Origin of the sequence: Gluconacetobacter diazotrophicus PA1 5 (assembly GCF_000021325.1) — a bacterium.
Lineage (GTDB): Bacteria > Pseudomonadota > Alphaproteobacteria > Acetobacterales > Acetobacteraceae > Gluconacetobacter > Gluconacetobacter diazotrophicus.
This window is the reverse complement of sequence record NC_011365.1, coordinates 1,171,517-1,190,851: the sequence shown is the minus strand read 5'-3', so window position 1 is coordinate 1,190,851 and position 19,335 is coordinate 1,171,517. Positions and strand designations below refer to the sequence as shown.

The following is a 19,335-nucleotide window of genomic DNA, read 5'->3' as shown; positions in this document are numbered from 1 at the left end:
GCTGGCTCAGATCGCAACAACTAATGAGTGTTGGTATCGGCTATACCGTGCCCCCGCAACCAACGACGCTTGCGAATGACCATTCGCCACATTTCGCCGGGATCGTAGTGTGCGGTTCCCCGCAACCAACGATACTTGCGATACGAACGCATCGAGAACGCCACTGTCCGGATGGGCCGTGGTGTTTTTCTTATGCGCCGCGAACTGCAGGATCGCCGCGAGATCACCGCGCAGGATGATTGCCAGTTCGCCTTCGGTCGGCTGGAGCGTGATCTGCGAGACGAGCGTGCGCAGGCGCTCGGCAGCCTCGGTCTTCGTCTCTTCTGCCTGAAGGCTTTCGTACAGGCTGGCAATCCGCTGCTGATAAATCTCCGCCATGTTCGGATGGAGAAGGGGAGGCGGCTCTTCGGTGTTGGCCAGACGCTCTGTCACTTCGGCCTTGCGTGCTTCCAACCGCTTCATGTCGTCGACGATTGCCTGGATTGGTCCACCAGCCTTGAGCGCGGTTAGAAGTTTTGCAAGTTCACGATCGATGCGGGGCAGTTCTGCCCGCATGGCGACAAGGTCCGCACCGTGTTCCATGCGCAGTCGGTTCACCTCGCGGGTGAACTCATTGCAGAATTCCTTGAACAGGTCCGGCTCCATGAGGTGCGTGCGCAGCCCGCTCAGCACTGATGCTTCCAGCGCGTCGCGGCGAATGTTCAGGCGGTTGTCGCAGGTGCCCTTGTTGCGTGCCGTTGAGCAGCCGAGCAGATCCTTCGAGATCATGCTGTAGCCACCGCCACAGCAGCCACAGCGGATCAGCCCGGCAAAGAGATGGCGGGGACGGCGCCGCTCACTGAGGGCTTCGTTTCCCCGTTCCGGCTGGTTGAAGGTTGTTTCGGCCTGGCGCGCCTTCACGGCGTCCCATAGATCCTGGTCGATGATCCGCAACTCCGGCACCTCCTGGATCACCCATTCGGATTCAGGATTGAGGCGCGAGACACGCTTGCCGGTATCGGGATCCTTCAGATAGCGCAGCCGGTTCCAGAGCAGACGGCCGACATACATCTCATTGTTGAGGATACCGGTGCCGCGTTCCCGATTGCCGTGAATGGTGGACGGCCCCCATTCGCGTCCCTGCGGACCCGGAACGCCGTCCCGGTTCAGTTCCATGGCGATTGTGCGCGAGGACTTGCCGCGGGTGTAATCGGTGAAGATCCGTCTGACCGTGCGGGCTTCTTCCTCGTTGATGGTGCGGTCGCCCCGGATGCGCTCGCCCTGGGCGTCGAACTGGCGCACCACATCATAGCCATAGGAATTGCCGCCGCCGGACTTGCCGTCCTCGACGCGTCCGCGCAGCCCTCGCCGGACCTTCTCGGCGAGATCCTTGAGGAACAGGGCATTCATCGTGCCCTTGAGCCCGATATGCAGGTGGGTGACATCGCCCTCGGACAGGGTGATGATCCGCACGCCGGCGAAGGTCATCCGCTTGAACAGGCCGGCGATATCTTCCTGATCGCGCGACAGCCGGTCCATGGCTTCGGCCAGTACGATGGTGAAGCGGCCACGCGTGGCATCCTGGATCAGTTCCTGTATGCCGGGGCGGAGCAGGGAGGCACCGGAGATCGCACGGTCGGTATAGCTGTCGACGATCGTCCAGCCCTGCTTCTCCGCGTGAAGCCGGCACAGGCGCAACTGATCCTCGATTGAGGCATCGCGCTGGTTCTCGGATGAGTAGCGGGCATACAGCGCGACTTTCACAATCCCATCTCCCTAGTCCTGGAGATCGCGTCGCCTCGCGGCCTCCCCTTCAGCGTTGACGAAATCCCGTGCGGCCTGACGGGCCAGAAGCCGGACCAGACTGACCAGCCGCGGATCGGCTCCACTGCGTAATGGTGTCACGTTGGCGTCCGGGGCGTCGAGAACGAGCCGCACCTTGCCCGCTATCGTATCGCGTTGGCGTGCCATCTTCCCGTCCTTTCTGCATGGACCTGTGAGTGGTTCTGACAGCACTGTGGAGGTCGAATGGAAGATGCGTGAACAGAAAAATACGTGGAAACAGGGAGATGGATCGCAGGAAGCGGGCTTCGGGATAGTCACGAACACGCGCGGCTATCATGGTCGGCACCATCACAAGATGGTGATGGCGCGACTATAATAGTCGTAGTTTGCCGTGGAACGCATCGACTCGCGGATGAACTGAGGCAGATATAGCTTCCGTAAAGCCGTGTCCGTGCGATTCCGTGGATATGATCTGGCGTCTGGTGGGGCCGGAAGAGAGGAAGAGGGAAGTGGGGTTTTCGTGACGGATTCAGGGGTGGGAGAGAGGCTTCCGCCCGTCCGTCACGGAGTGTTCCGCCATGGCGAGCGCCATCCAGAAAATCGCCCTCAATGTGTCCCGTGATATCCCTTTCAACAAACTGGTGCTGTCGCAGTCCAACGTGCGGCGTGTGAAGGCCGGCCTGTCGATCGAGGAACTGGCCCGCGATATCGAACGTCGTGGGCTGCTTCAGAGCCTGAACGTCCGGCCCATTCTTGACGATGCCGGTGTCGAGACCGGTACCTATGAGGTGCCGGCCGGCGGACGCAGGTTCCGCGCCCTTGAGCTGCTGGTGAAGCAGAAGAAGCTGGCGAAGACCGCCTCCGTACCTTGTGTCGTGCGCGAGGCCGGGTCAGCCATTCTCGCCGAGGAGGACTCCCTGGCCGAGAACGTCCAACGCGTGGCCCTGCATCCGCTGGACCAGTTTCGTGCCTTTCGCGACATGCTGGAGAAGGGCATGTCCGAGGACGAGATCGCTGCCGCGTTCTTCGTCGTGCCGACTGTGGTGAAACAGCGCCTGCGCCTGATGACCGTGTCCGACAAACTGCTCGATATTTACGAGCAGGATGGCATGAAGCTGGACCAGCTCATGGCCTTCTCGATCAGCGATGACCATGACAGGCAATTACAGGTCTGGGAGATCGTCTCCCAGAGCCACAACCGCGAGCCCTATCTGATCCGCCGCATGCTGACGGAGAAAACCGTGCGGGCATCAGATCGCCGCGTGCGCTTCGTCGGGCTGGAGGCTTATCTGGCGGCAGGTGGTTACATCATGCGTGACCTGTTCGAGGCTGACGATGGCGGCTGGCTGCAGGATCCGACCCTGCTCGACCGGTTGGTCATGAACAAGTTGCAGGAGGCGGCTGAACAGGTCCGCGCCGAAGGCTGGAAATGGGTCGAAACGGCCTTGTCCTTCCCCTGGGGGCACACACGGGACTTTGCGGAGATTGACGGGACGCCCGTCGTGCTTTCGGACGAAGAAGCGGCCCGTCTGACTGCGCTGCACAGCGAGCAGGAAGCCATTGAGGCGGAATACGCGCAGGAGGATGAATTCCCCGAAGAGATCGATACCCGGCTGGGGGAAATCGAACAGGCCATTGAGGCGCTGGAAGAACGCCCGGTGTCCTTCGATCCGGGGGACATGGCGCGGTCTGGCGTCTTCGTTAGCCTGGATACCGACGGCACTCTGCTGGTCGAACGGGGTTTCGTTCGGCCGGAAGATATGCCGGTCGAACCTGAAGTCGATCACGACGAATCAGACGGATATGACGACGCCATTGACCATCGCGGCGATGGCGACGATGCCGAAGGGAATGGGAGGGAAGGCGCACCCGACATCGAGCCCGAGGAGGAAGACGGGCTGAAGCCGCTTTCGGACCGCCTGCTGACCGAACTGACGGCGTGGCGGACACTGGCCCTGCGGGATGCTTTCGCGGCCAATCCGCACATCGCGCTGACGGAACTGCTGCACTCGCTGGTTCGCGACCTCTACTGGCAGGTCTCGGGTGTGGATTGCCTGGAAGCCTATGTTCGGGAAATCCCGCTGCCGGTTCATTCGCCTGACATGCCCGGCAGCCTGCCGGCCCACGCGCTGCGCCAGCGCAACGAGGGCTGGAAGCACGATCTGCCGGAAGATGAAGACGCACTATGGCAGTGGCTCGACGGGCTGGACGACACCAGCCGTCTGGCCCTGCTGGCGCATTGCCTGTCCTTCGGGGTCAACGCGCTGCATGAATCGTCCCATGGTCCGTCTCTGGCACGCAGCGTCAGGGAGAGGCTTGCGCGAGCTGGCCGTCTCGCCACGGCGCTCAGGCTCGACCTGGTCGAGGCGGGCTGGCAGCCAACAGTGGAGAACTATCTCGGCCGCGTCACCAGGGCTCGTATCCTTGAAGCCGTGCGTGGGGCGCGGGGTAACGAGGCCGCCGACCGCATCGCCCATATGAAGAAGGGCGACATGGCGCAGGCTGCCGAGCGGCTTCTGGACGGTTCGGGCTGGTTGCCAGAGGCACTGCGGACTAGGAACGTGGCGGGACGGAATGCAGGAGAAGCAGGAACGGCTGACATGTCCGACAACCCGGACGCGGTGGCGGCCGAGTGATGTCTGTCCATTGACTGGTATTGGCGGCTTCCGGTCTTCGGAAGTCGCCTTTTTTATGGGAACGGTTTCGCGCCCGAATGGCTGTCGACGCTGGTCAGTGACGGGTCAGCGGCTGCAGGTGTCGATCCGTCTCGAGTTTGAGGGCTGCTGGCCATAAGGGCGTTTTGGTATAGAAATCCCGCCTGTTGAGGCCGGTGCCGGTTCGGTGCTCGCTGAGCAGTCCTGCCCAGCACAGCGGACGCAGGACATGGACGTAAAGACTGGCGGTCAGCTTGAAATCCCGGTGACGGATCTCCTCCTCTTCACCCCCGTAGAGGACCGCACATAGCCGCTCTTCGGTGACGGCAACCTGGGCTTCGATATTGATGACGTTGAGAAAGATATCCCAGTTGCCGAACAGCGGCTCATCGCTTCGGGTGTAAGGACTGTGGTCGACGACAAACAGGAGGTGGGTTGTCAACAGCATCCAGAGCCGGGCTGGCTCCGATTGGAGCTTTCTCGCCAGGTCGGTCAGCCGCAGGGTGCCCTTGAAATGCCGTGCGAGCTTCGCGCTGAGCAGAACCTCATGCAGGATCACCAGCGGTGGGAAATCGTGTTCATTGAGGACTTTGTTGACGGCGTAGAGGTCTTCGACCGTATATCCGGGCCAGTCAAAGGCCTCGGCGGCCCACGCGACAAAATAGCGTTTCAACGCCTTGCTGGGCGTGAGGTCGATCGGGCCGTTTTCCTCAATATAGCCGATCGTCAGCTGCGCAGCCTTCAGGATGAGGGCATGCGACAGGGGGAGGTCGGTGTCGGGCGAACGAAACGGATTCATTACATAAACAATGAACCAGGTAGGCGCGAGTTGCCAGTCTGGCTTTGCGACGCAGGAACGATCTCTTTCCCGCGTCCTTCATTGTAATGTCGGCTATCGCCTCATATCGGTCATTTTTTGTTTTCCAATGGACGTCTCGTAAGCGGACATAGCTGAAGATGTCGCTTGACCGCTGATGCTGGCATCAGCAAAGTCGTGTTTGCCTAAAAAGACAGCGATACAGGTAGGGTGATAACCTGTGGTCTCTCCGGAGACAGTCACGCTTGAGCGAATAAACCCGCTCTTGGCCATGGCCGGACACGACGAGGATAGGCCTCGTCCGTGGTCGGTCGTCGCTGTCCAGATTGCGACCGGCTCGTGTCCGTCTCACCGACGGAAAGACACAGTCATGAAGCTGAACCATATCAATCTCTACAGCCAAGATACTGAGGCTGATCGCGTGATGTTCGAACAGTATTTCGGCCTGCGCACTCTCGTTGTACGTGGGATCAAGATGGCCATCATGGAGGACAATGATGGGCTGGTGCTGATCGTCAATCATTTCGACAACAAGCTCGAAGGCTTCGATTATCCCAGGCAATTCGACATCCTGCACATTGGTTTCATCCAGAAGTCTCGCAAGGACGTTGATGCTCTTTATGAGCGCCTAAGCGCCGATGGCTGGGAGGTGCAGGCTCCACGCAACGCGCATGGGGCGTGGTGCTTCTATTTTCGAGCGAAAGGGGGTTATTTTATCGAAGTGACGACATTAACGCCGGTTCGCCCCGAAGAAGCATATCGGAGAGCCCCATGTTAATGCTGGGCACGAGAGGCTCAGCAACCTGAACGACCCTTCTGATTTAGGATGCGGGATGAAGGAAATATTAGCATGCCTGTCGATTATATTAAATAACGGATAAATATTTTTATAGATTGATCCTTTTTGTGTTAAAAATACTTTATTATACGGGGCAAATGGCAATGAATATTCCAATAAACTCAACAAAAAGCAGAGGAAAAATAGTTTTGTAACTTATTCTTTCGAACGCAGTTAAGGCTTGCTGCTGAACGAAGAGAACGTGATGACCCAGCCTCGTACCGCCACAGTCGTTACTGATGAAACTCCTGCTATTCTGGGGTTCAATCGGGCCTTGCTCGCCTTAGGCGCTCTCAATTTCTTCATGGCGGACGTCCAGGCGGGGATAGGGCCCTTTCTGGGCGTTTTCCTTCAGCGTCACGGCTGGCAGACGGGACCGATCGGAACCGTCATGACTGTGGGTGGAGTTGCGGGAATGCTCGCCACCATTCCCGCAGGCGCGCTGATTGATCACACGACGAAAAAGCGGTTGCTCGTCATTGTGGCAGCGCTCTGCACGATTTCTGCTTCACTTCTTCTTCTAAGCTCGCAAGCCGTGCCCGTTGTGACGGTCAGTCAGCTTGCAACCGCTCTGGCCGGCGCTGGAATTGGCCCTCTGATGGCTGCCATAACCCTTGGTATCGTGCGCCAGAAAGGCTTCAACACACAGATCGGTCGTAACCAGGCCTGGAACCATGCCGGCAATATGGCCGGGGCCGGACTGTCCGGCTGGCTGGGATGGCAGTTTGGCCTCTCAGCGATTTTCTTTCTTGAAGTCGCCTTCGGTCTGTTCGCCATTTCTGCGGTGCTCCTGATCCCGGAAAAATCCATAGATCATAAAGCTGCACGCGGACTGGACGATGAACCCGTTCACGATGAGGGGACGGCGGAGGGATTACGACCCTTTCTGCGACACAAGCCTCTTCTCATTCTGGCGAGTTGTTTGTGTTTCTTCCATCTCGGAAATGCCGCGATGCTCCCGCTGTACGGCATGGCGGTCGTCAGTGCAGGCAAAGGTAATCCAGCCATGTTCACGGCGATGACCGTGATGGTCGCACAGGCTGTGATGATCGTCGTGAGCCTGCTGGCCATACGTTTCGTCAGGGACCGTGGTTACTGGTTCGTCCTGCTGATATCGTTTGCCGCCCTGCCGCTGCGTGGTTTGATTGCGGGAAGCTTCATCCAGCATTGGGGGGTGTGGCCGGTGCAGATCCTAGATGGGATCGGTGCGGGGCTTCAAAGTGTTGCCGTGCCGGGTCTGGTGGCCAGACTGCTGAACGGAACCGGACGGATCAATATCGGACAGGGCGTGGTCATGACGGCGCAGGGCATTGGAGCAAGCCTCTCCCCGGCTCTGGGAGGATGGCTTGCCGAAGATCTGGGATACGCCGTGGCGTTCTATACTCTGGGTTGCTTTGCAATCGTGTCACTGGGGCTCTGGATAGGCTCGGCATCGACCCTGCGATCTGCCGATCAGGTGTCGGCATGACCTTTCACCAGGAGGCGATCTGTACGATCGCTGTTCTGGCGACGGCCGGTGTTATTCTCCGACCGTTCCGGATCCCCGAGTGGGTATGGGCCGTCATGGGGGCCGCAGCTCTTGTGCTGGCGGGGCTGATCCCCCTCACCATGGCGGGGGCCGGTCTCGTGAAAGGCGGCGATGTCTATCTGTTTCTGATCGGCATGATGCTGCTCAGTGAAACGGCGCGTGCAAACGGGCTGTTCGACTGGATCGCGACCTGGGCCGTCAATCATGCCGCAGGTTCAACGGCAAAGCTGTTCACGCTGGTCTATCTGGCCGGTGTCGTGGTGACGACGTTCATGTCCAACGATGCGACGGCTGTTGTGCTGACACCGGCCGTGTTCGCAGCGGCAAAAAAAGCAAAAGCTGATCCCCTTCAGCTGTTGTTTGCCTGCGCACTCGTCGCCAATGCGGCAAGCTTTGTCCTGCCTGTCTCCAATCCGGCGAACCTGGTTCTGTATGACGGCGCACTCCCCGCGCTGGGATCATGGATGAGGTCGTTCGCGCTCCCGTCGCTCCTGGCGATCATGACGACCTATCTGGTTTTGCGCCTCATCGAACGGTCACACCTGCATCAGGACTGCGCCTCCCAGGTTGAAACAACTCCGTTAACCGTGGGCGGCAAAGCGGCTTTTGTCGGCATCGTCCTGACCGCGCTTCTGCTTGTCACAGTGTCTGCATGTGATCTGTCTCTCGGCTTACCAACAGCGCTCGCCGGTATTGGGACAGCATTAGGCGTCTCAGCGCTGGCACGACGATCGCCGATTGCGCTCATGAGGGATATTTCATGGGGCGTTCTCCCTCTGGTCGGCGGTCTGTTCGTTCTGGTAGCCGCCGTCGAGAGTACGGGAGTGGTCGGGGTGCTTGCCAACCTGCTTCAGCAAGCCGCCAACACCGATCCTGTCACTGCTGCCTGGGGGGCGGGCGCTCTTCTGGCGTTCATCTCCAACATCATGAACAACCTGCCTGCCGGATTGATTGCCAGTGAGACAGTTGCGCATACTCATGTATCGCGACAGGTAATTGATACCCTGTTGATCGGCGTGGATCTTGGCCCAAATCTTTCCGTGACGGGATCTCTGGCCACAATCCTCTGGTTGCAGGTGATCCGTCGAGAAGGCGAAGAGGTCGGGTTTCTACAATTTCTCAGGGTTGGCGCCGTGGCCATGCCCGTTGCGCTCTTCATGGCACTCGGCGCTCGGCTTTTGATCGGGTGACGGCCGCGGTGATCCTGTCGCTGCTCGCCTTGCCAGCGATCAGCCTGACGCTCCTGGCTGCGTTGCACATCGCATAATCTGTCAATCCCTCTCGACCATCGGCGAATAACGAGAAGTGTTGCGGACCATCCGCTTTCCCCCGATAGTGTTGAAAAACTCATGGTGAAGAGTGAAAGTGTTGCCAAGCCACTTCGACATAAGTGCAGCTTTCTTGCCTCAGGTGGATAAGGCAGGCACTCCGGGAGGTATCAGTTTCGCCATTTTGCGGAGATTTTGGGCAGCTGCGGCGAGATGGAACTCATCACGGGCGCCGTTTGGTCCTCTGAGCCTCAACCGATCGATCTTCAAAATGCGCTTGAGGTGAGCAAATAGCATTTCGACCTTCTTTCGTTCTCGTCTGGAGATAATATAGGCGTCGGTTAAAGCAATGTCGCGGGCCATATCACGAGCGCCTTCATGAATAGAGCGCAGAACCTTACGATTGGGCTGATTAGGGCAGCATTTTGGTTTGAGAGTGCATACGTCGCACGCCAGTTTCGACGAACGGTATCGAAGTAGGTTGTCGGGAGGGGCATTTGGTTGATCCGAGTTGATCTTGCGCCACTGCTGCTTCAGTTGCTGTCCTCCAGGACAGATGTAAAGATCGTGCACGTGGTCATATGTGAAATCTCGACGTTCGAAAGTCCCGTCCTGCCGGGCAGATTTGTCGAAGACCGGAATGTGAGGTTCTATGCCACGCTCATGAACCAGCCACGCAAGATTTTCTGCGGATCCATAAGCTGTATCCGCAGCAAGCCTTTCGGGCCATATTCCAAATGTTTCCTGCGTACGCTCTATCATTCTGCGTTGCGCCGTAACCTCGGCCTGCCGGATGGCTGTCGTGGTTTCTACATCCATGATGACAGCCGATTTAAGGTCAATGAGGTAATTTGTGCAGTAGGCATAATAAGCAAGGCCACCGCTTGCAGCGTTCCAACGTGCAGCAGGATCGACCGGAGAGATATATTTTGGTTGCACGGGCGTAGCAGACCCAAATGCAGCATCGTCCAGCACCGAGAAATACTCCCGCACAGCACGTTGGGCCACCTCGATCGGCAGTTTATCTGGGCTCGGAACACTGCGCTGCCGATTAGCGTCGGCCTTGATCGTACTGGCATCGACCGCAAAGCCTTCACCGCCCACCAGTCCCTTGGCGATGCACTGCCGGACGGTCATTTCGAACATTTGGCGAAGCAGATCACTCTCCCGGAAGCGTCCGTGCCGGTTTTTCGAGAATGTCGAATGATCAGGCACAGGGCCGTTGAGACCAAGACCACAGAACCACCGGTAGGCCAGGTTAAGATGGACTTCTTCACATAGCCGTCGCTCGGATCGAATACCCATCACGTAGCCAACGATTAACATCCTGATGATCAGCTCGGGATCGATTGAAGGCCGCCCCGTGCCGCTGTAAAATGGGCGAAGATGCTCACGCAGGCCGTCCAGATCGACAAAGCGATCAATTGAACGCAAAAGGTGGCCAGCTGGCACATGATCTTCAAGACGGAACTCGTAGAACAGTGCCTCCTGTATTTTCGTTCGATCACCCATCATTTGCAGGTTCCTCCTGCGAAGAGTGAATCAGTGCTTCACTCTCAAAGCAAGCGCGACTTTTTCAACACTATCCCCCCTGATCCGCCTGTCTGCTCCTGTATTACTGAGCAGACAGGCGGTAGTCGCCTTCTTTCCGGTCATGCAGGGAACTCGTGGTGTTTCCTGAAAGCGGTCACCCGTCACAGGTCACGACAATATTGCCCATCCACAAATATTCCGACTATGGAAAGCCCTACAACGCAGCAGCGACCACAATATCGGGAAGCATTTTCGCAGCCGATCACCAGTTTACGACAGACGTCCTGAAGCTGGCGGTTCGCGTTCAGATGGCCTGCCCGCCGGAAACTTCGATCCGTTGCGCGTTAACCCACCGATTGTCCTCGGACAGCAGCGAGGCGATCATCGGGCCGATATCATCTGGCAATCCCGGACGCCCGAGCGCGGTCGCTTCCGCGATGTGCCGCGCCACGTCCGGATTGTCCCGCACGACACCGCCTGAAAAATCCGTCTGGATGGCGCCGGGTGCGACCGTATTGACAGCGATGCGCCGCGAGCCGAGTTCCTTGGCCATGTAACGTGTCATGACTTCCACCGCACCTTTCACGGAGGCATAAGCAATACGCCCGGGATAGATGATACGTGTCAAACCGGAAGAAATATTCACGATCCGACCGCCATCCGCGATCAATGGCAGCAACGTCTGTGTCAGGAAGAACGGGCCTTTGACGTGAACACGATAAGCAGCGTCGAAATCCTCCTCCGTCACTTCACCGAACAGACCACTATGCGACGTGCCTGCCATGTTGACCAGATAGTCGAAACGCTCAGCACCCCACTCGCCCAGCACGCGTCGAAGTTCGTTGGCAAAGGCCGGGAAGGCTGACGTCTCGGCAGTGTCGAGTTGCAGCGCCACGGCACGGGCTCCACTGCGTTCGACATTGGCAACAACCGCGTCCGCCGCAGCCCTGTTGGCATGATAGGTGAAGATCGATGAAATACCGCGTCGGGCAAGCGCCTCGACGGTCGAACGCCCGAGGCCACGGCTTCCGCCGGTAACGAGGGCAATGGTTTTGACTTCAGGCATGGAACTCTCCGTTTGGTGGGAACCCATATTGATCATTCCATCGCCCGTTCGATAAGATCGCTCTTTCCGACAGCATTGTTTTGCGTCATGGAATAATCCTATGGACAGGCTCGCCACGCTCGATCTTTTCATCCGCATTGTTGATCGCGGCAGCTTCAGCGCCGCAGCAGCCGCCTGCGGTGTTTCGCGGCCAGTCGCGACCGCTGCGATCAAGGCGCTGGAGAGCAGGCTTGGTGTCCGCTTGCTGCAACGTTCGACACGCCACGTCCGGCCCACGGAGGAGGGGATCGCCTATTACCGGCGGTGCATTGCGATTCTGGCCGACCTTGAGGACGCGGATCGGAACGCGGGTGGCACCGTTTCCGGCGTGCTGCGGGTGGACATGGTCGGTTATCTGGCGCGCACGGTCCTGCTGCCGGCGCTGCCCAACTTCCTCGCGCGGCATCCGGCCCTGACCGTTCATCTCGGAGAGGGTGAGCGGTTTGTCGATCTGATCTGCGAAGGTGTGGATTGCGTCGTGCGGGCCGGTGCGCTTGCCGACAGCGACATGGTGGCCCGGCCTGTGGGAGTGATGCAAGAAGTCACCGTGGCCAGCCCGGACTATCTGGCGCGGCATGGAATGCCCGCGACACCGGAGGACCTGGAAGGCCATCAGATGATCGGTTTCGTATCGTCGCGCACCGGCCAGCCCCTGCCGCTGGAGTTCACGCGCGGAGACGAGGTGATCGAGGTGATGCTGCCGACGCGGTTGTTGGTCAGTGGCGCTGAAACCAGTGCCGCGGCCGCGCGGCAAGGGCTCGGCCTCGTGCAGGCACCACGTTACCGCTTCATTGATGATCTCGCGAATGGCACGCTGATCGAGGTTCTGGCCGATTTCCCACCGACACCCACACCGCTCTCCGTGCTTTATCCAGGCAGTAGGCAACTTTCTCCACGTGTGCGTGTCTTCGTCGACTGGCTGGTGGAGTTTATCGGGCCGAGGCTTCACCCGGGCAAGTGAAGCCTGCCGAATAAACAGTATCAGGCTGGTGCTTCGAAGCTGCCGGGGCTGTGATCGGTTGCGGTCCATTGCGCCGTGCGTTCAGGGCTGGCAGAAGCCAGCGCCTTCGCAACACCCGTTGCGTCCAGATCCGCGCAATAGACCGGCGTTCCCGGCTGCTGGCGCCAGGATTCCGCTAGAGGCCCGGCATCGACAGGATCAAATCCGACGTCATCGACCAGTGTCATGACGGTTTGCTTCGCGGACACATCGTCCCCCGCGACCGGCAGGGCGATGCGGTTCGCCGTGCCCTTTGGGGTTCCATTTTCCAAGAGGTGCCTGGCGTAGATGTTGTTGAAGACCTTGATGACCTGGCGACCGATCTGTTCCGAGACCCAGACGCTTTCCGCCTTGCCTGCTTCGATGGCGGAGATGCGACCGTCCCGTTCGCGGGGGTAATAGTTCCCGGTATCGACGATCACCACATCCGCCGGAACATGTTCGAACGGCTTGTGACCCAGGGCCGGAATGTTCTTCTCGGGAATGGTGACGACAATCAGGTTCACGTCTTTGACCGCGTCCGCGACGGTAACGGCTTTCGCGCCGGTTTCCCGCGCCAGTTCGGTTAGCGTCTGCGGGCCGCGTGAGTTGGCGACTTTCACCTCATGACCACAGACCGTAAATCTGCGGACCAGTGTGCCTCCAATCTGGCCTGCCCCGATAATGCCGATCTTCATGCCATTATTCCCCTGTTTTCAAGTGCTCCTTTCGATATGGGGTGCTTTCGGACCGGAACCAGCCCGACCCACGTCCTGTATTTCAGATAGGCGGCTCCGCCTACTTCTCAGACATCGCGCAACAAAAGAGTGACGTCGCAAAGCGGACAAAGTTGTGGCGCGTGCGTCTTTTAAGATACCGATGACCGCGAGCCCGCGATGAGAATATCGACGAGGCGTTTCGCACTGTTCTCCCAGCCTGTATCAGCCGAAAAATTCGAGACCCCCGCCAGAGCACGGAGCAGATCCAGGGGCTCGATGTCGGCGCGGAACTCACCGGCTGCGATGGCAGCGGATACAAGGCTGTTAACCGCGGCTTTGAGAACGTCGCCGGAATGCGCATAGAGGGCCTCTGTCCCCCCGACCAACCCGTTGAGAGCGGGGGCGATGACCTGCTTGGCAGCGATGTAATCCACAAACAGTCTCATCCATGCGCGAAGCGCCTCCACCGGCGGATGTTGCGTAGCCAAAACAGGAGCCGCTTCGGCAAGGCGATCCAGTTCAGCGCGATAGACTGCCTCGATAAGAGCGTCGCGGCTGGGAAAGTGACGATAGAGCGTGCCGATGCCCACAGCTGCGCGGCGCGCGACCTCATCCAAAGCGATGTCGACTTCACCCATCGTAAACGCGGCTTTGGCCACTGCCAGAAGGTGCTCTCTATTGCGCCGACCGTCGCTGCGCGGTCGACGGCGAGGCTTTTTCACGTCGGTCACCGGCCCCTCCTTGCTAAACGGAGTTATCCTCCGTATATATCAAACGGAGCGATGCTCCACATAGAGCCAATGTTGCCATATCGGCAAGAAGTGCCCGCACCGTTCCAAGGGAGTTCTACCCATGACTCAGATCTTTGACGCGACGTCGAGGACCGACGATGTTCTCTCCGGCGTATCCCTGAAGGGCAAGCGCGTTCTCGTGACCGGCGTTTCCGCCGGACTGGGTATTGAAACGGCCCGGACACTGGCAGGTCATGGCGCGCATGTCGTGGGCGCGGCACGCGATCTTGCAAAAGCGGAACGCGCAACCGATCAGGTTCGCGTGGCCGCGTCGCAAGGAGGCGGAGCGTTCGAACTCATCGCGCTCGACCTTGCGGATCTAGCAAGTGTGCGCGCCTGCGCCGACCGTCTGAATGCGCAAGGCACGCCCTTCGACCTGATCATCGCCAATGCGGGCGTGATGGCGACTCCATTCGGGCATACCAAGGATGGGTTCGAGACGCAGTTCGGCACCAACCATCTGGGACATTTCGTTCTGGTCAACCGAATTGCCGGACTACTGCGCGACGGCGCGCGACTGGTCAATGTGTCCTCGGCTGGACATCGCTTCGCCGATGTCGATCTCGACGATCCGAATTTCGAGCAGACGCCTTACGTGCCGTTCGTGGCTTATGGACGTTCCAAGACTGCCAATATTCTCTTCGCCGTGGCCTTCGATGCGCGGCATCGTGCAAGGGGCATACGCGCTACGGCGGTTCACCCGGGTGGGATCAAGACGGAACTGGCGCGGCACATGGCACCCGGGGAGATCGAAGCCATGGTGAAGCAGGTCAACGAACAGGCTGCTGCCGAGGGCCAGAAGCCGTTCCAGTTCAAGAGCATTCCGCAGGGGGCTGCAACCTCGGTCTGGGCCGGCGTCGTGGCCGAAGCCGACATGGTAGGCGCTCATTACTGCGAGGATTGCCACGTCAGCGATGTTGTACCGAACGACCTGCCGATCAGTCTGGTCAACGCAGGGGTGCGCGCCTACGCTCTCGATCCGGCACACGCCGAAGCCCTGTGGACAAAAAGCGAGGAGATGGTCGGCGAACGCTTCGCCTGACACGATCGCGCGAACAGTGCTTCGATACAGGGCAAGCTCGCAGATTGGCTCAGGGCGCCAACGGACAACACACGCCGGCGGGTCCATCTATCCATGAGGATATTCATACTGGTGCGCGTCATTGTTTTCGGTTTGCTCCTGTCGATCGTGATCCTGAATTGGTTGTGGCCGCTCCCCCTTCCGATCACCGTGAAACTCCTGGTGTCCGTTTTCGTCATCGTGGCGTCGCAATACCAGTTCTGGAGCCGCCTCTCTTCAGGCTCGGTGTTCGCGCCTGAATTTCCGCGACCTCTCATCATCCTGGTCAACTGGGCGATCGGCACGATCCTGTTTCTCACACTGCTTCAACTCGCGCTCGATCTCGGCGCACTGATTGTCGCGCTGGTCGCGTGGCAGCCAATTCGTATCGGCACGGACGCCCGTGTCGCGGTGGGTGGACTGGCCGGGCTGCTTGCCGCCATCGGCGTTGCCAACGCGCTGCGGGTGCCCCTCGTCAGGGACGTGACTGTCGCCATACGCGGATTGTCCCCGCAGTTCGACGGATATCGACTGCTCCAGTTGAGCGATCTGCATATCACGCGGCTCTTCTCCGCGAGATGGGTCGCTCGTGTCGTGGAGCGGGCGAACGCGGCGAGCGCCGATCTGATTGTCGTGACGGGGGATTTCATCGACGGGTCGGTAGAGATGCGCCGTGCCGACGTCGCACCGCTCGCAGCCCTGCACGCGCCCGATGGCTTACTGGCCGCTCCGGGCAACCATGAATATTTCTTCGATTATGCGGCCTGGATGCGTCACCTGTCGGTACTGGGTTTCGATATGCTGGAAAACCACCACAAGGTTATAACGCGCGAAACCGCTCATCTGGTGATCGCGGGTGTAACGGATCGCTCGGCATTCCGATACGGTGAGATGGAACCGGATATCGACATCGCTCTGGCTGGCGCGCCGACACATGCACCGGTCGTGCTGCTCGATCATCAACCCGGAGACGCCCGAACCGCCGCGGTGCGTGGGGTCGCGCTTCAGTTATCGGGTCATACGCATGGTGGGATGATCCGTGGCCTCGACCGGCTCGTCGCTCGTGGCAATAACGGCTTTGTCTCCGGCCGCTATCAGGTGGGCGGCATGACGCTGTATGTCAGTAACGGGACCGGCCTATGGCCAGGCTTCGCGCTCCGACTGGGCGTGCCAGCCGAAATCACACGGTTTCATCTGCGGGCGGGATAGGGGGCGAGACTGGCTTACAATGTCTTTTCGGAGCCGGACCATTTTTGCGTCCGCAAGAGTCTTATATGCAGTTGAGCGTACGGCAGGAAATATCCAACGATCGCTCAAAAGCGGACCTTCCGTTCACCCCCCAATCGCAGTCGTGATTTCCGATAGGTGACGGGAGCGCCGTGTTCCGGGATGAGGGGCTGGGTGTTTCCGTGGTCGGATGGGATCCCGCGTGGGAAGTGGTGATCGGAGGAAGAGGGCGGCTTCGCCTTTTTGTGCCGAATAACCGGCATAAGAGGAGAGTTTCCCATGACCACCATACTGTCCCCCGCGTCCAGTGGTGCCACTTCCGGCGGCTTCCGTATCGACCCATCGCGCGGCGAACGGAACACCCGCGTCTCGTCCGAATGGTTCTCCCGCCCTGATGATGAGCGCTACCTGTCCCTGTCCGACCTGCATGCCGCCACACTTGCCCGTGCCGAGCGCGCCACCGCCCGTACGGTGGAAAGCCGCGCCATCCGTGTGGAAGCATCGCGCGACAATGCCGAACGCCTCACCCTGACTGTGCCGGGGCAGCATGAGTCGATTGCGCCCACGCATTGGTCGTTCGGCCAGATGTGCAGCCTGGTCGGCGCGCCGTCTTCGTATCTTCGAAACCTTCCGGCGCCGCTGGCGGCGATCAATCTCCAGCACGGCCTGCTGTCACACCGGGCCGAACTGATCAAAACACTGGAGACCGAAGACGGCCGCGTCGAACTGCGCGCGGTCACCGGGCCAGATTACGGCCGCATCTGGGACCACGAACTGGTCGGCGCGGTGCGGAAGATCGCCGGCGATGGCACAGGCGATACCAACTGGAAGGTGCCGGGCGTCATCGACTGGGCTACCATGACCCATAATCCGTATGTGGATATCACGAAGGAAACCACGACGCTCTACGCATCCGATCGCGATGTTTTTCTGTTCCTCGTGGACGATACACACCCGATTGAGGCCGGACGCCTGCCCAATGGCGACCCCGATCTCTATTTCCGGGGCTTCTATGCGTGGAATTCTGAAGTCGGCAGCAAGAGCCTAGGCATTGCGTCATTCTACCTGCGCGGAGTGTGTCAAAACAGGATGTTGTGGGGCGTCGAAAATTTCGAACAGATCACGATCCGGCATAGCAAGTTTGCTGCCTCGCGTTTCGTGCATCAGGCCACGCCAGCGCTACGGAATTTCGCCACGGCCAGCCCGGCGTCGTTCGTTTCCGGCATTCAGGCATCCCGGCGGGCACTGGTCGCGAAAACAGACGAGGATCGCGAAAGTTTCCTGCGTCGTCGCGGGTTCTCGAAACCGGAAACCGCGAAGATCATCGAAACGGTGCTGCACGAAGAGGGCCGCAAGCCCGAGAGCGTATTTGATTTCGTGCAGGGGATAACGGCGCTGGCCCGGACGAAGGCCAATCAGGACACGCGACTGGATCTGGAAGAAAAGGCCCGCAGGCTGATGGAACGGGCTTCCTGAAAACCGACTGCACGCTTTTACGCCAATACGTTTTTACGAGCCCGGCCCCTGCGCCGGGCTTTTTCGTTTCGGGAGTTTTTCCGATGCCTGATTTCTTCACGCATTTTTCCTGCGTGCTCGACGTGGGCACGGTGGACAATGCCGCAAAGGCGCTCGACCTCTACAATGAATTCATAGACGAACTGGCGGCGGAAGATCCACCCTCTGACGGTTTTGTCCTGTCGATCGTGCCCGAATATGGTGGCACGAAACTCTGGATGCACGACGAGCAGACCGGCGATCCGCAGCAGGTGGTGGAATTCGTGCTACGCTGTGCGCGAACATTCCGGCTGCGGGGCCGATGGGGATTTCAGTGGGTCAATACGGCCTCACGTCCCCGGATCGGCGCCTTCAGCGGCGGTGCGCATCTGCTTGACCTTGGCAGGCGCAAGACGATTTCATGGATGACCACCGATCGCTGGCTGGCGATTGCCCTGGACGGAGGCAATCCCGACACAGGAGGGCAGGGTGATGACCGGACATGATGCGGGCGATCTCGCCCGCCGTCTGGCGGAGAACGCGGAGGCGGTGTGTCGGCGGTATCTGTCCGCCGGTCGCCGTCACGGCAATTACTGGCTGGTCGGTGATGTGCGCAACACCCCCGGCCGGTCGCTGTTCGTCCGGCTGCATGACACCGCCAATGGGAGGGCCGGAAAATGGACTGATGCGGAGTCTGCCGAACATGGCGATCTGCTGGATGTGATCCGCGAAAGCCTCGGTCTGCTGGATTTCCGCGACGTGACAGATGAAGCGCGCGCCTTCCTCAGCCTGCCTCGCCCTGATTCGGTGCCGCCGTCACAGGACCGGCCTGCCCGTGAGCGTGGTTCCGCCAGTTCTTCCGAAGCGGCGCGTCGGCTCTGGGCCATGTCCGGGCCGATCGCGGGTACGCAAGTAGAAGCGTATCTCCGCAGACGCGACATTACGCTTTTGCACGGAACGGGAGCCCTGCGCTTCCATCCGCGCTGCTTTTATCGTCCGGACGAGCACAGTCCGACCGAGACCTGGCCTGCGATGATCGCCGCCGTTACAGACCTCGACGGGACCGTGACCGGCGTGCATCGCACCTGGCTGGCGGCGGACGGGCGCAGCAAGGCCCCGGTCGATCATCCGCGCCGTGCCCTGGGCGGTCTTCTCGGCCATGCCGTGCGCTTCGGGGTGGCATCCGACGTGCTCGCCGCCGGGGAAGGCATCGAGACGGTGCTGTCGCTGCGGCAGGTTCTGCCCGATCTGCCGCTCGCAGCCTGCCTGTCCTCGGCGCATCTTGCCGCCATGGCGTTTCCGCCCACCCTGCGCCGCCTTTACGTGCTGCGCGATGACGATCCGGCCGGGGATCAGGCGCTGGCGACGCTGCATGTCCGCGCGGATGACGCCGGGATTGAACTGATCGGCCTGTCGCCACGACTGGGCGATTTCAACGATGATCTCCGGGCGCTCGGACGCGGCGCGCTGCGGGCGATCCTGCATCCGCAACTCGCTCCCTCGGACGTGGCGCGGTTCCTCCAGCCCGTCGCGCACTGAGTCGGGCCGGGAAGGGGGG

General features: G+C 59.9%; 17 protein-coding genes. 10 read left to right on the top strand and 7 right to left on the bottom strand.

Features of this window, described 5'->3' with window-relative positions:
* Nucleotides 1-6 precede the first annotated feature (6 nt).
* The gene (locus GDIA_RS05240) at nucleotides 7-1,743 is read right to left on the bottom strand and encodes a recombinase family protein (protein ID WP_012553558.1); all 1,737 of its coding nucleotides are present in this window, start codon (nucleotides 1,741-1,743) and stop codon (nucleotides 7-9) included.
* A gap of 12 nt (nucleotides 1,744-1,755) precedes the next feature.
* Nucleotides 1,756-1,950 carry a hypothetical protein gene (locus GDIA_RS18420; RefSeq protein ID WP_012553557.1) on the bottom strand — a complete coding sequence of 65 codons (195 nt, stop codon included), beginning with the start codon at nucleotides 1,948-1,950 and terminating at the stop codon, nucleotides 1,756-1,758.
* A 392-nt stretch (nucleotides 1,951-2,342) separates the two neighbouring features.
* On the opposite strand from GDIA_RS18420, the gene GDIA_RS05235 reads away from it, so the two are divergent.
* Nucleotides 2,343-4,400, top strand: a complete 2,058-nt coding sequence (locus tag GDIA_RS05235; protein WP_012553556.1) for a ParB/RepB/Spo0J family partition protein — start codon at nucleotides 2,343-2,345, stop codon at nucleotides 4,398-4,400.
* Nucleotides 4,401-4,494: 94 nt separating this feature from the next.
* On the opposite strand, the gene GDIA_RS05230 is transcribed toward GDIA_RS05235, so the two are convergent.
* Entirely contained in the window at nucleotides 4,495-5,217 is a 723-nt protein-coding gene (locus GDIA_RS05230) for a hypothetical protein (RefSeq protein WP_012553555.1), read from the bottom strand.
* A 388-nt stretch (nucleotides 5,218-5,605) separates the two neighbouring features.
* On the opposite strand from GDIA_RS05230, the gene GDIA_RS05225 reads away from it, so the two are divergent.
* The 3 genes from GDIA_RS05225 to GDIA_RS05215 all read left to right on the top strand — a co-directional run bounded on the left by GDIA_RS05225 (nucleotide 5,606) and on the right by GDIA_RS05215 (nucleotide 8,791).
* Entirely contained in the window at nucleotides 5,606-6,013 is a 408-nt protein-coding gene (locus GDIA_RS05225; protein WP_012553554.1) for a VOC family protein, read from the top strand.
* Nucleotides 6,014-6,254: 241 nt separating this feature from the next.
* Nucleotides 6,255-7,541: an MFS transporter gene (locus GDIA_RS05220; RefSeq protein ID WP_012553553.1), complete on the top strand. Its 1,287-nt coding sequence runs from the start codon at nucleotides 6,255-6,257 to the stop codon at nucleotides 7,539-7,541.
* Nucleotides 7,538-8,791 carry an arsenic transporter gene (locus GDIA_RS05215; protein WP_012553552.1) on the top strand — a complete coding sequence of 418 codons (1,254 nt, stop codon included), beginning with the start codon at nucleotides 7,538-7,540 and terminating at the stop codon, nucleotides 8,789-8,791. The genes GDIA_RS05220 and GDIA_RS05215 overlap by 4 nt, the downstream gene beginning before the upstream one ends.
* Before the next feature lie 216 nt (nucleotides 8,792-9,007).
* Here the strand turns inward: GDIA_RS05215 and GDIA_RS18415 are convergent, their stop codons facing one another.
* Nucleotides 9,008-10,384, bottom strand: a complete 1,377-nt coding sequence (locus GDIA_RS18415) for an IS1182-like element ISGdi16 family transposase (RefSeq protein WP_012553159.1) — start codon at nucleotides 10,382-10,384, stop codon at nucleotides 9,008-9,010.
* Between the two features lie 322 nt (nucleotides 10,385-10,706).
* Nucleotides 10,707-11,468, bottom strand: coding sequence for an SDR family NAD(P)-dependent oxidoreductase (locus GDIA_RS05205; RefSeq protein ID WP_012553551.1), 762 nt, complete (start codon nucleotides 11,466-11,468; stop codon nucleotides 10,707-10,709).
* Between the two features lie 100 nt (nucleotides 11,469-11,568).
* Between GDIA_RS05205 and GDIA_RS05200 the strand changes: the two genes are divergently transcribed.
* Nucleotides 11,569-12,468, top strand: coding sequence for a LysR family transcriptional regulator (locus GDIA_RS05200; RefSeq protein ID WP_012553550.1), 900 nt, complete (start codon nucleotides 11,569-11,571; stop codon nucleotides 12,466-12,468).
* Nucleotides 12,469-12,488: 20 nt separating this feature from the next.
* On the opposite strand, the gene GDIA_RS05195 is transcribed toward GDIA_RS05200, so the two are convergent.
* Together GDIA_RS05195 and GDIA_RS05190 are read right to left on the bottom strand one after the other, a co-directional pair.
* Entirely contained in the window at nucleotides 12,489-13,184 is a 696-nt protein-coding gene (locus GDIA_RS05195) for an NADPH-dependent F420 reductase (protein WP_012553549.1), read from the bottom strand.
* Nucleotides 13,185-13,354: 170 nt separating this feature from the next.
* Nucleotides 13,355-13,936, bottom strand: a complete 582-nt coding sequence (locus GDIA_RS05190; RefSeq protein WP_012553548.1) for a TetR/AcrR family transcriptional regulator — start codon at nucleotides 13,934-13,936, stop codon at nucleotides 13,355-13,357.
* A 121-nt stretch (nucleotides 13,937-14,057) separates the two neighbouring features.
* Between GDIA_RS05190 and GDIA_RS05185 the strand changes: the two genes are divergently transcribed.
* The 5 genes from GDIA_RS05185 to GDIA_RS05165 all read left to right on the top strand — a co-directional run bounded on the left by GDIA_RS05185 (nucleotide 14,058) and on the right by GDIA_RS05165 (nucleotide 19,316).
* A complete protein-coding gene (locus GDIA_RS05185) occupies nucleotides 14,058-15,038 on the top strand; it encodes an SDR family NAD(P)-dependent oxidoreductase (RefSeq protein WP_012553547.1) in 981 nt (326 codons plus the stop codon).
* A gap of 111 nt (nucleotides 15,039-15,149) precedes the next feature.
* The gene (locus GDIA_RS05180; RefSeq protein WP_012553546.1) at nucleotides 15,150-16,265 is read left to right on the top strand and encodes a metallophosphoesterase; all 1,116 of its coding nucleotides are present in this window, start codon (nucleotides 15,150-15,152) and stop codon (nucleotides 16,263-16,265) included.
* A 297-nt stretch (nucleotides 16,266-16,562) separates the two neighbouring features.
* Complete coding sequence (locus tag GDIA_RS05175; protein ID WP_012553545.1) at nucleotides 16,563-17,759, top strand: hypothetical protein; 1,197 nt, start codon at nucleotides 16,563-16,565, stop codon at nucleotides 17,757-17,759.
* An 83-nt stretch (nucleotides 17,760-17,842) separates the two neighbouring features.
* Nucleotides 17,843-18,283 (top strand): hypothetical protein, encoded by a 441-nt coding sequence (locus GDIA_RS05170; protein ID WP_012553544.1) that lies wholly within the window; start codon nucleotides 17,843-17,845, stop codon nucleotides 18,281-18,283.
* A complete protein-coding gene (locus GDIA_RS05165; protein ID WP_012553543.1) occupies nucleotides 18,270-19,316 on the top strand; it encodes a DUF7146 domain-containing protein in 1,047 nt (348 codons plus the stop codon). The genes GDIA_RS05170 and GDIA_RS05165 overlap by 14 nt, the downstream gene beginning before the upstream one ends.
* The last annotated feature ends 19 nt before the right edge of the window (nucleotides 19,317-19,335 follow it).

Bases quoted from the DNA above. Each gene is read 5' to 3' on its own strand.
- GDIA_RS18420 (WP_012553557.1), bottom strand. From the start codon at position 1,950: ATGGCACGCCAACGCGATACGATAGCGGGCAAGGTGCGGCTCGTTCTC.
- GDIA_RS05235 (WP_012553556.1), top strand. From the start codon at position 2,343: ATGGCGAGCGCCATCCAGAAAATCGCCCTCAATGTGTCCCGTGATATC.
- GDIA_RS05230 (WP_012553555.1), bottom strand. From the start codon at position 5,217: ATGAATCCGTTTCGTTCGCCCGACACCGACCTCCCCCTGTCGCATGCC.
- GDIA_RS05225 (WP_012553554.1), top strand. From the start codon at position 5,606: ATGAAGCTGAACCATATCAATCTCTACAGCCAAGATACTGAGGCTGAT.
- GDIA_RS05215 (WP_012553552.1), top strand. From the start codon at position 7,538: ATGACCTTTCACCAGGAGGCGATCTGTACGATCGCTGTTCTGGCGACG.
- GDIA_RS18415 (WP_012553159.1), bottom strand. From the start codon at position 10,384: ATGATGGGTGATCGAACGAAAATACAGGAGGCACTGTTCTACGAGTTC.
- GDIA_RS05205 (WP_012553551.1), bottom strand. From the start codon at position 11,468: ATGCCTGAAGTCAAAACCATTGCCCTCGTTACCGGCGGAAGCCGTGGC.
- GDIA_RS05200 (WP_012553550.1), top strand. From the start codon at position 11,569: ATGGACAGGCTCGCCACGCTCGATCTTTTCATCCGCATTGTTGATCGC.
- GDIA_RS05195 (WP_012553549.1), bottom strand. From the start codon at position 13,184: ATGAAGATCGGCATTATCGGGGCAGGCCAGATTGGAGGCACACTGGTC.
- GDIA_RS05185 (WP_012553547.1), top strand. From the start codon at position 14,058: ATGACTCAGATCTTTGACGCGACGTCGAGGACCGACGATGTTCTCTCC.
- GDIA_RS05175 (WP_012553545.1), top strand. From the start codon at position 16,563: ATGACCACCATACTGTCCCCCGCGTCCAGTGGTGCCACTTCCGGCGGC.
- GDIA_RS05170 (WP_012553544.1), top strand. From the start codon at position 17,843: ATGCCTGATTTCTTCACGCATTTTTCCTGCGTGCTCGACGTGGGCACG.
- GDIA_RS05165 (WP_012553543.1), top strand. From the start codon at position 18,270: ATGACCGGACATGATGCGGGCGATCTCGCCCGCCGTCTGGCGGAGAAC.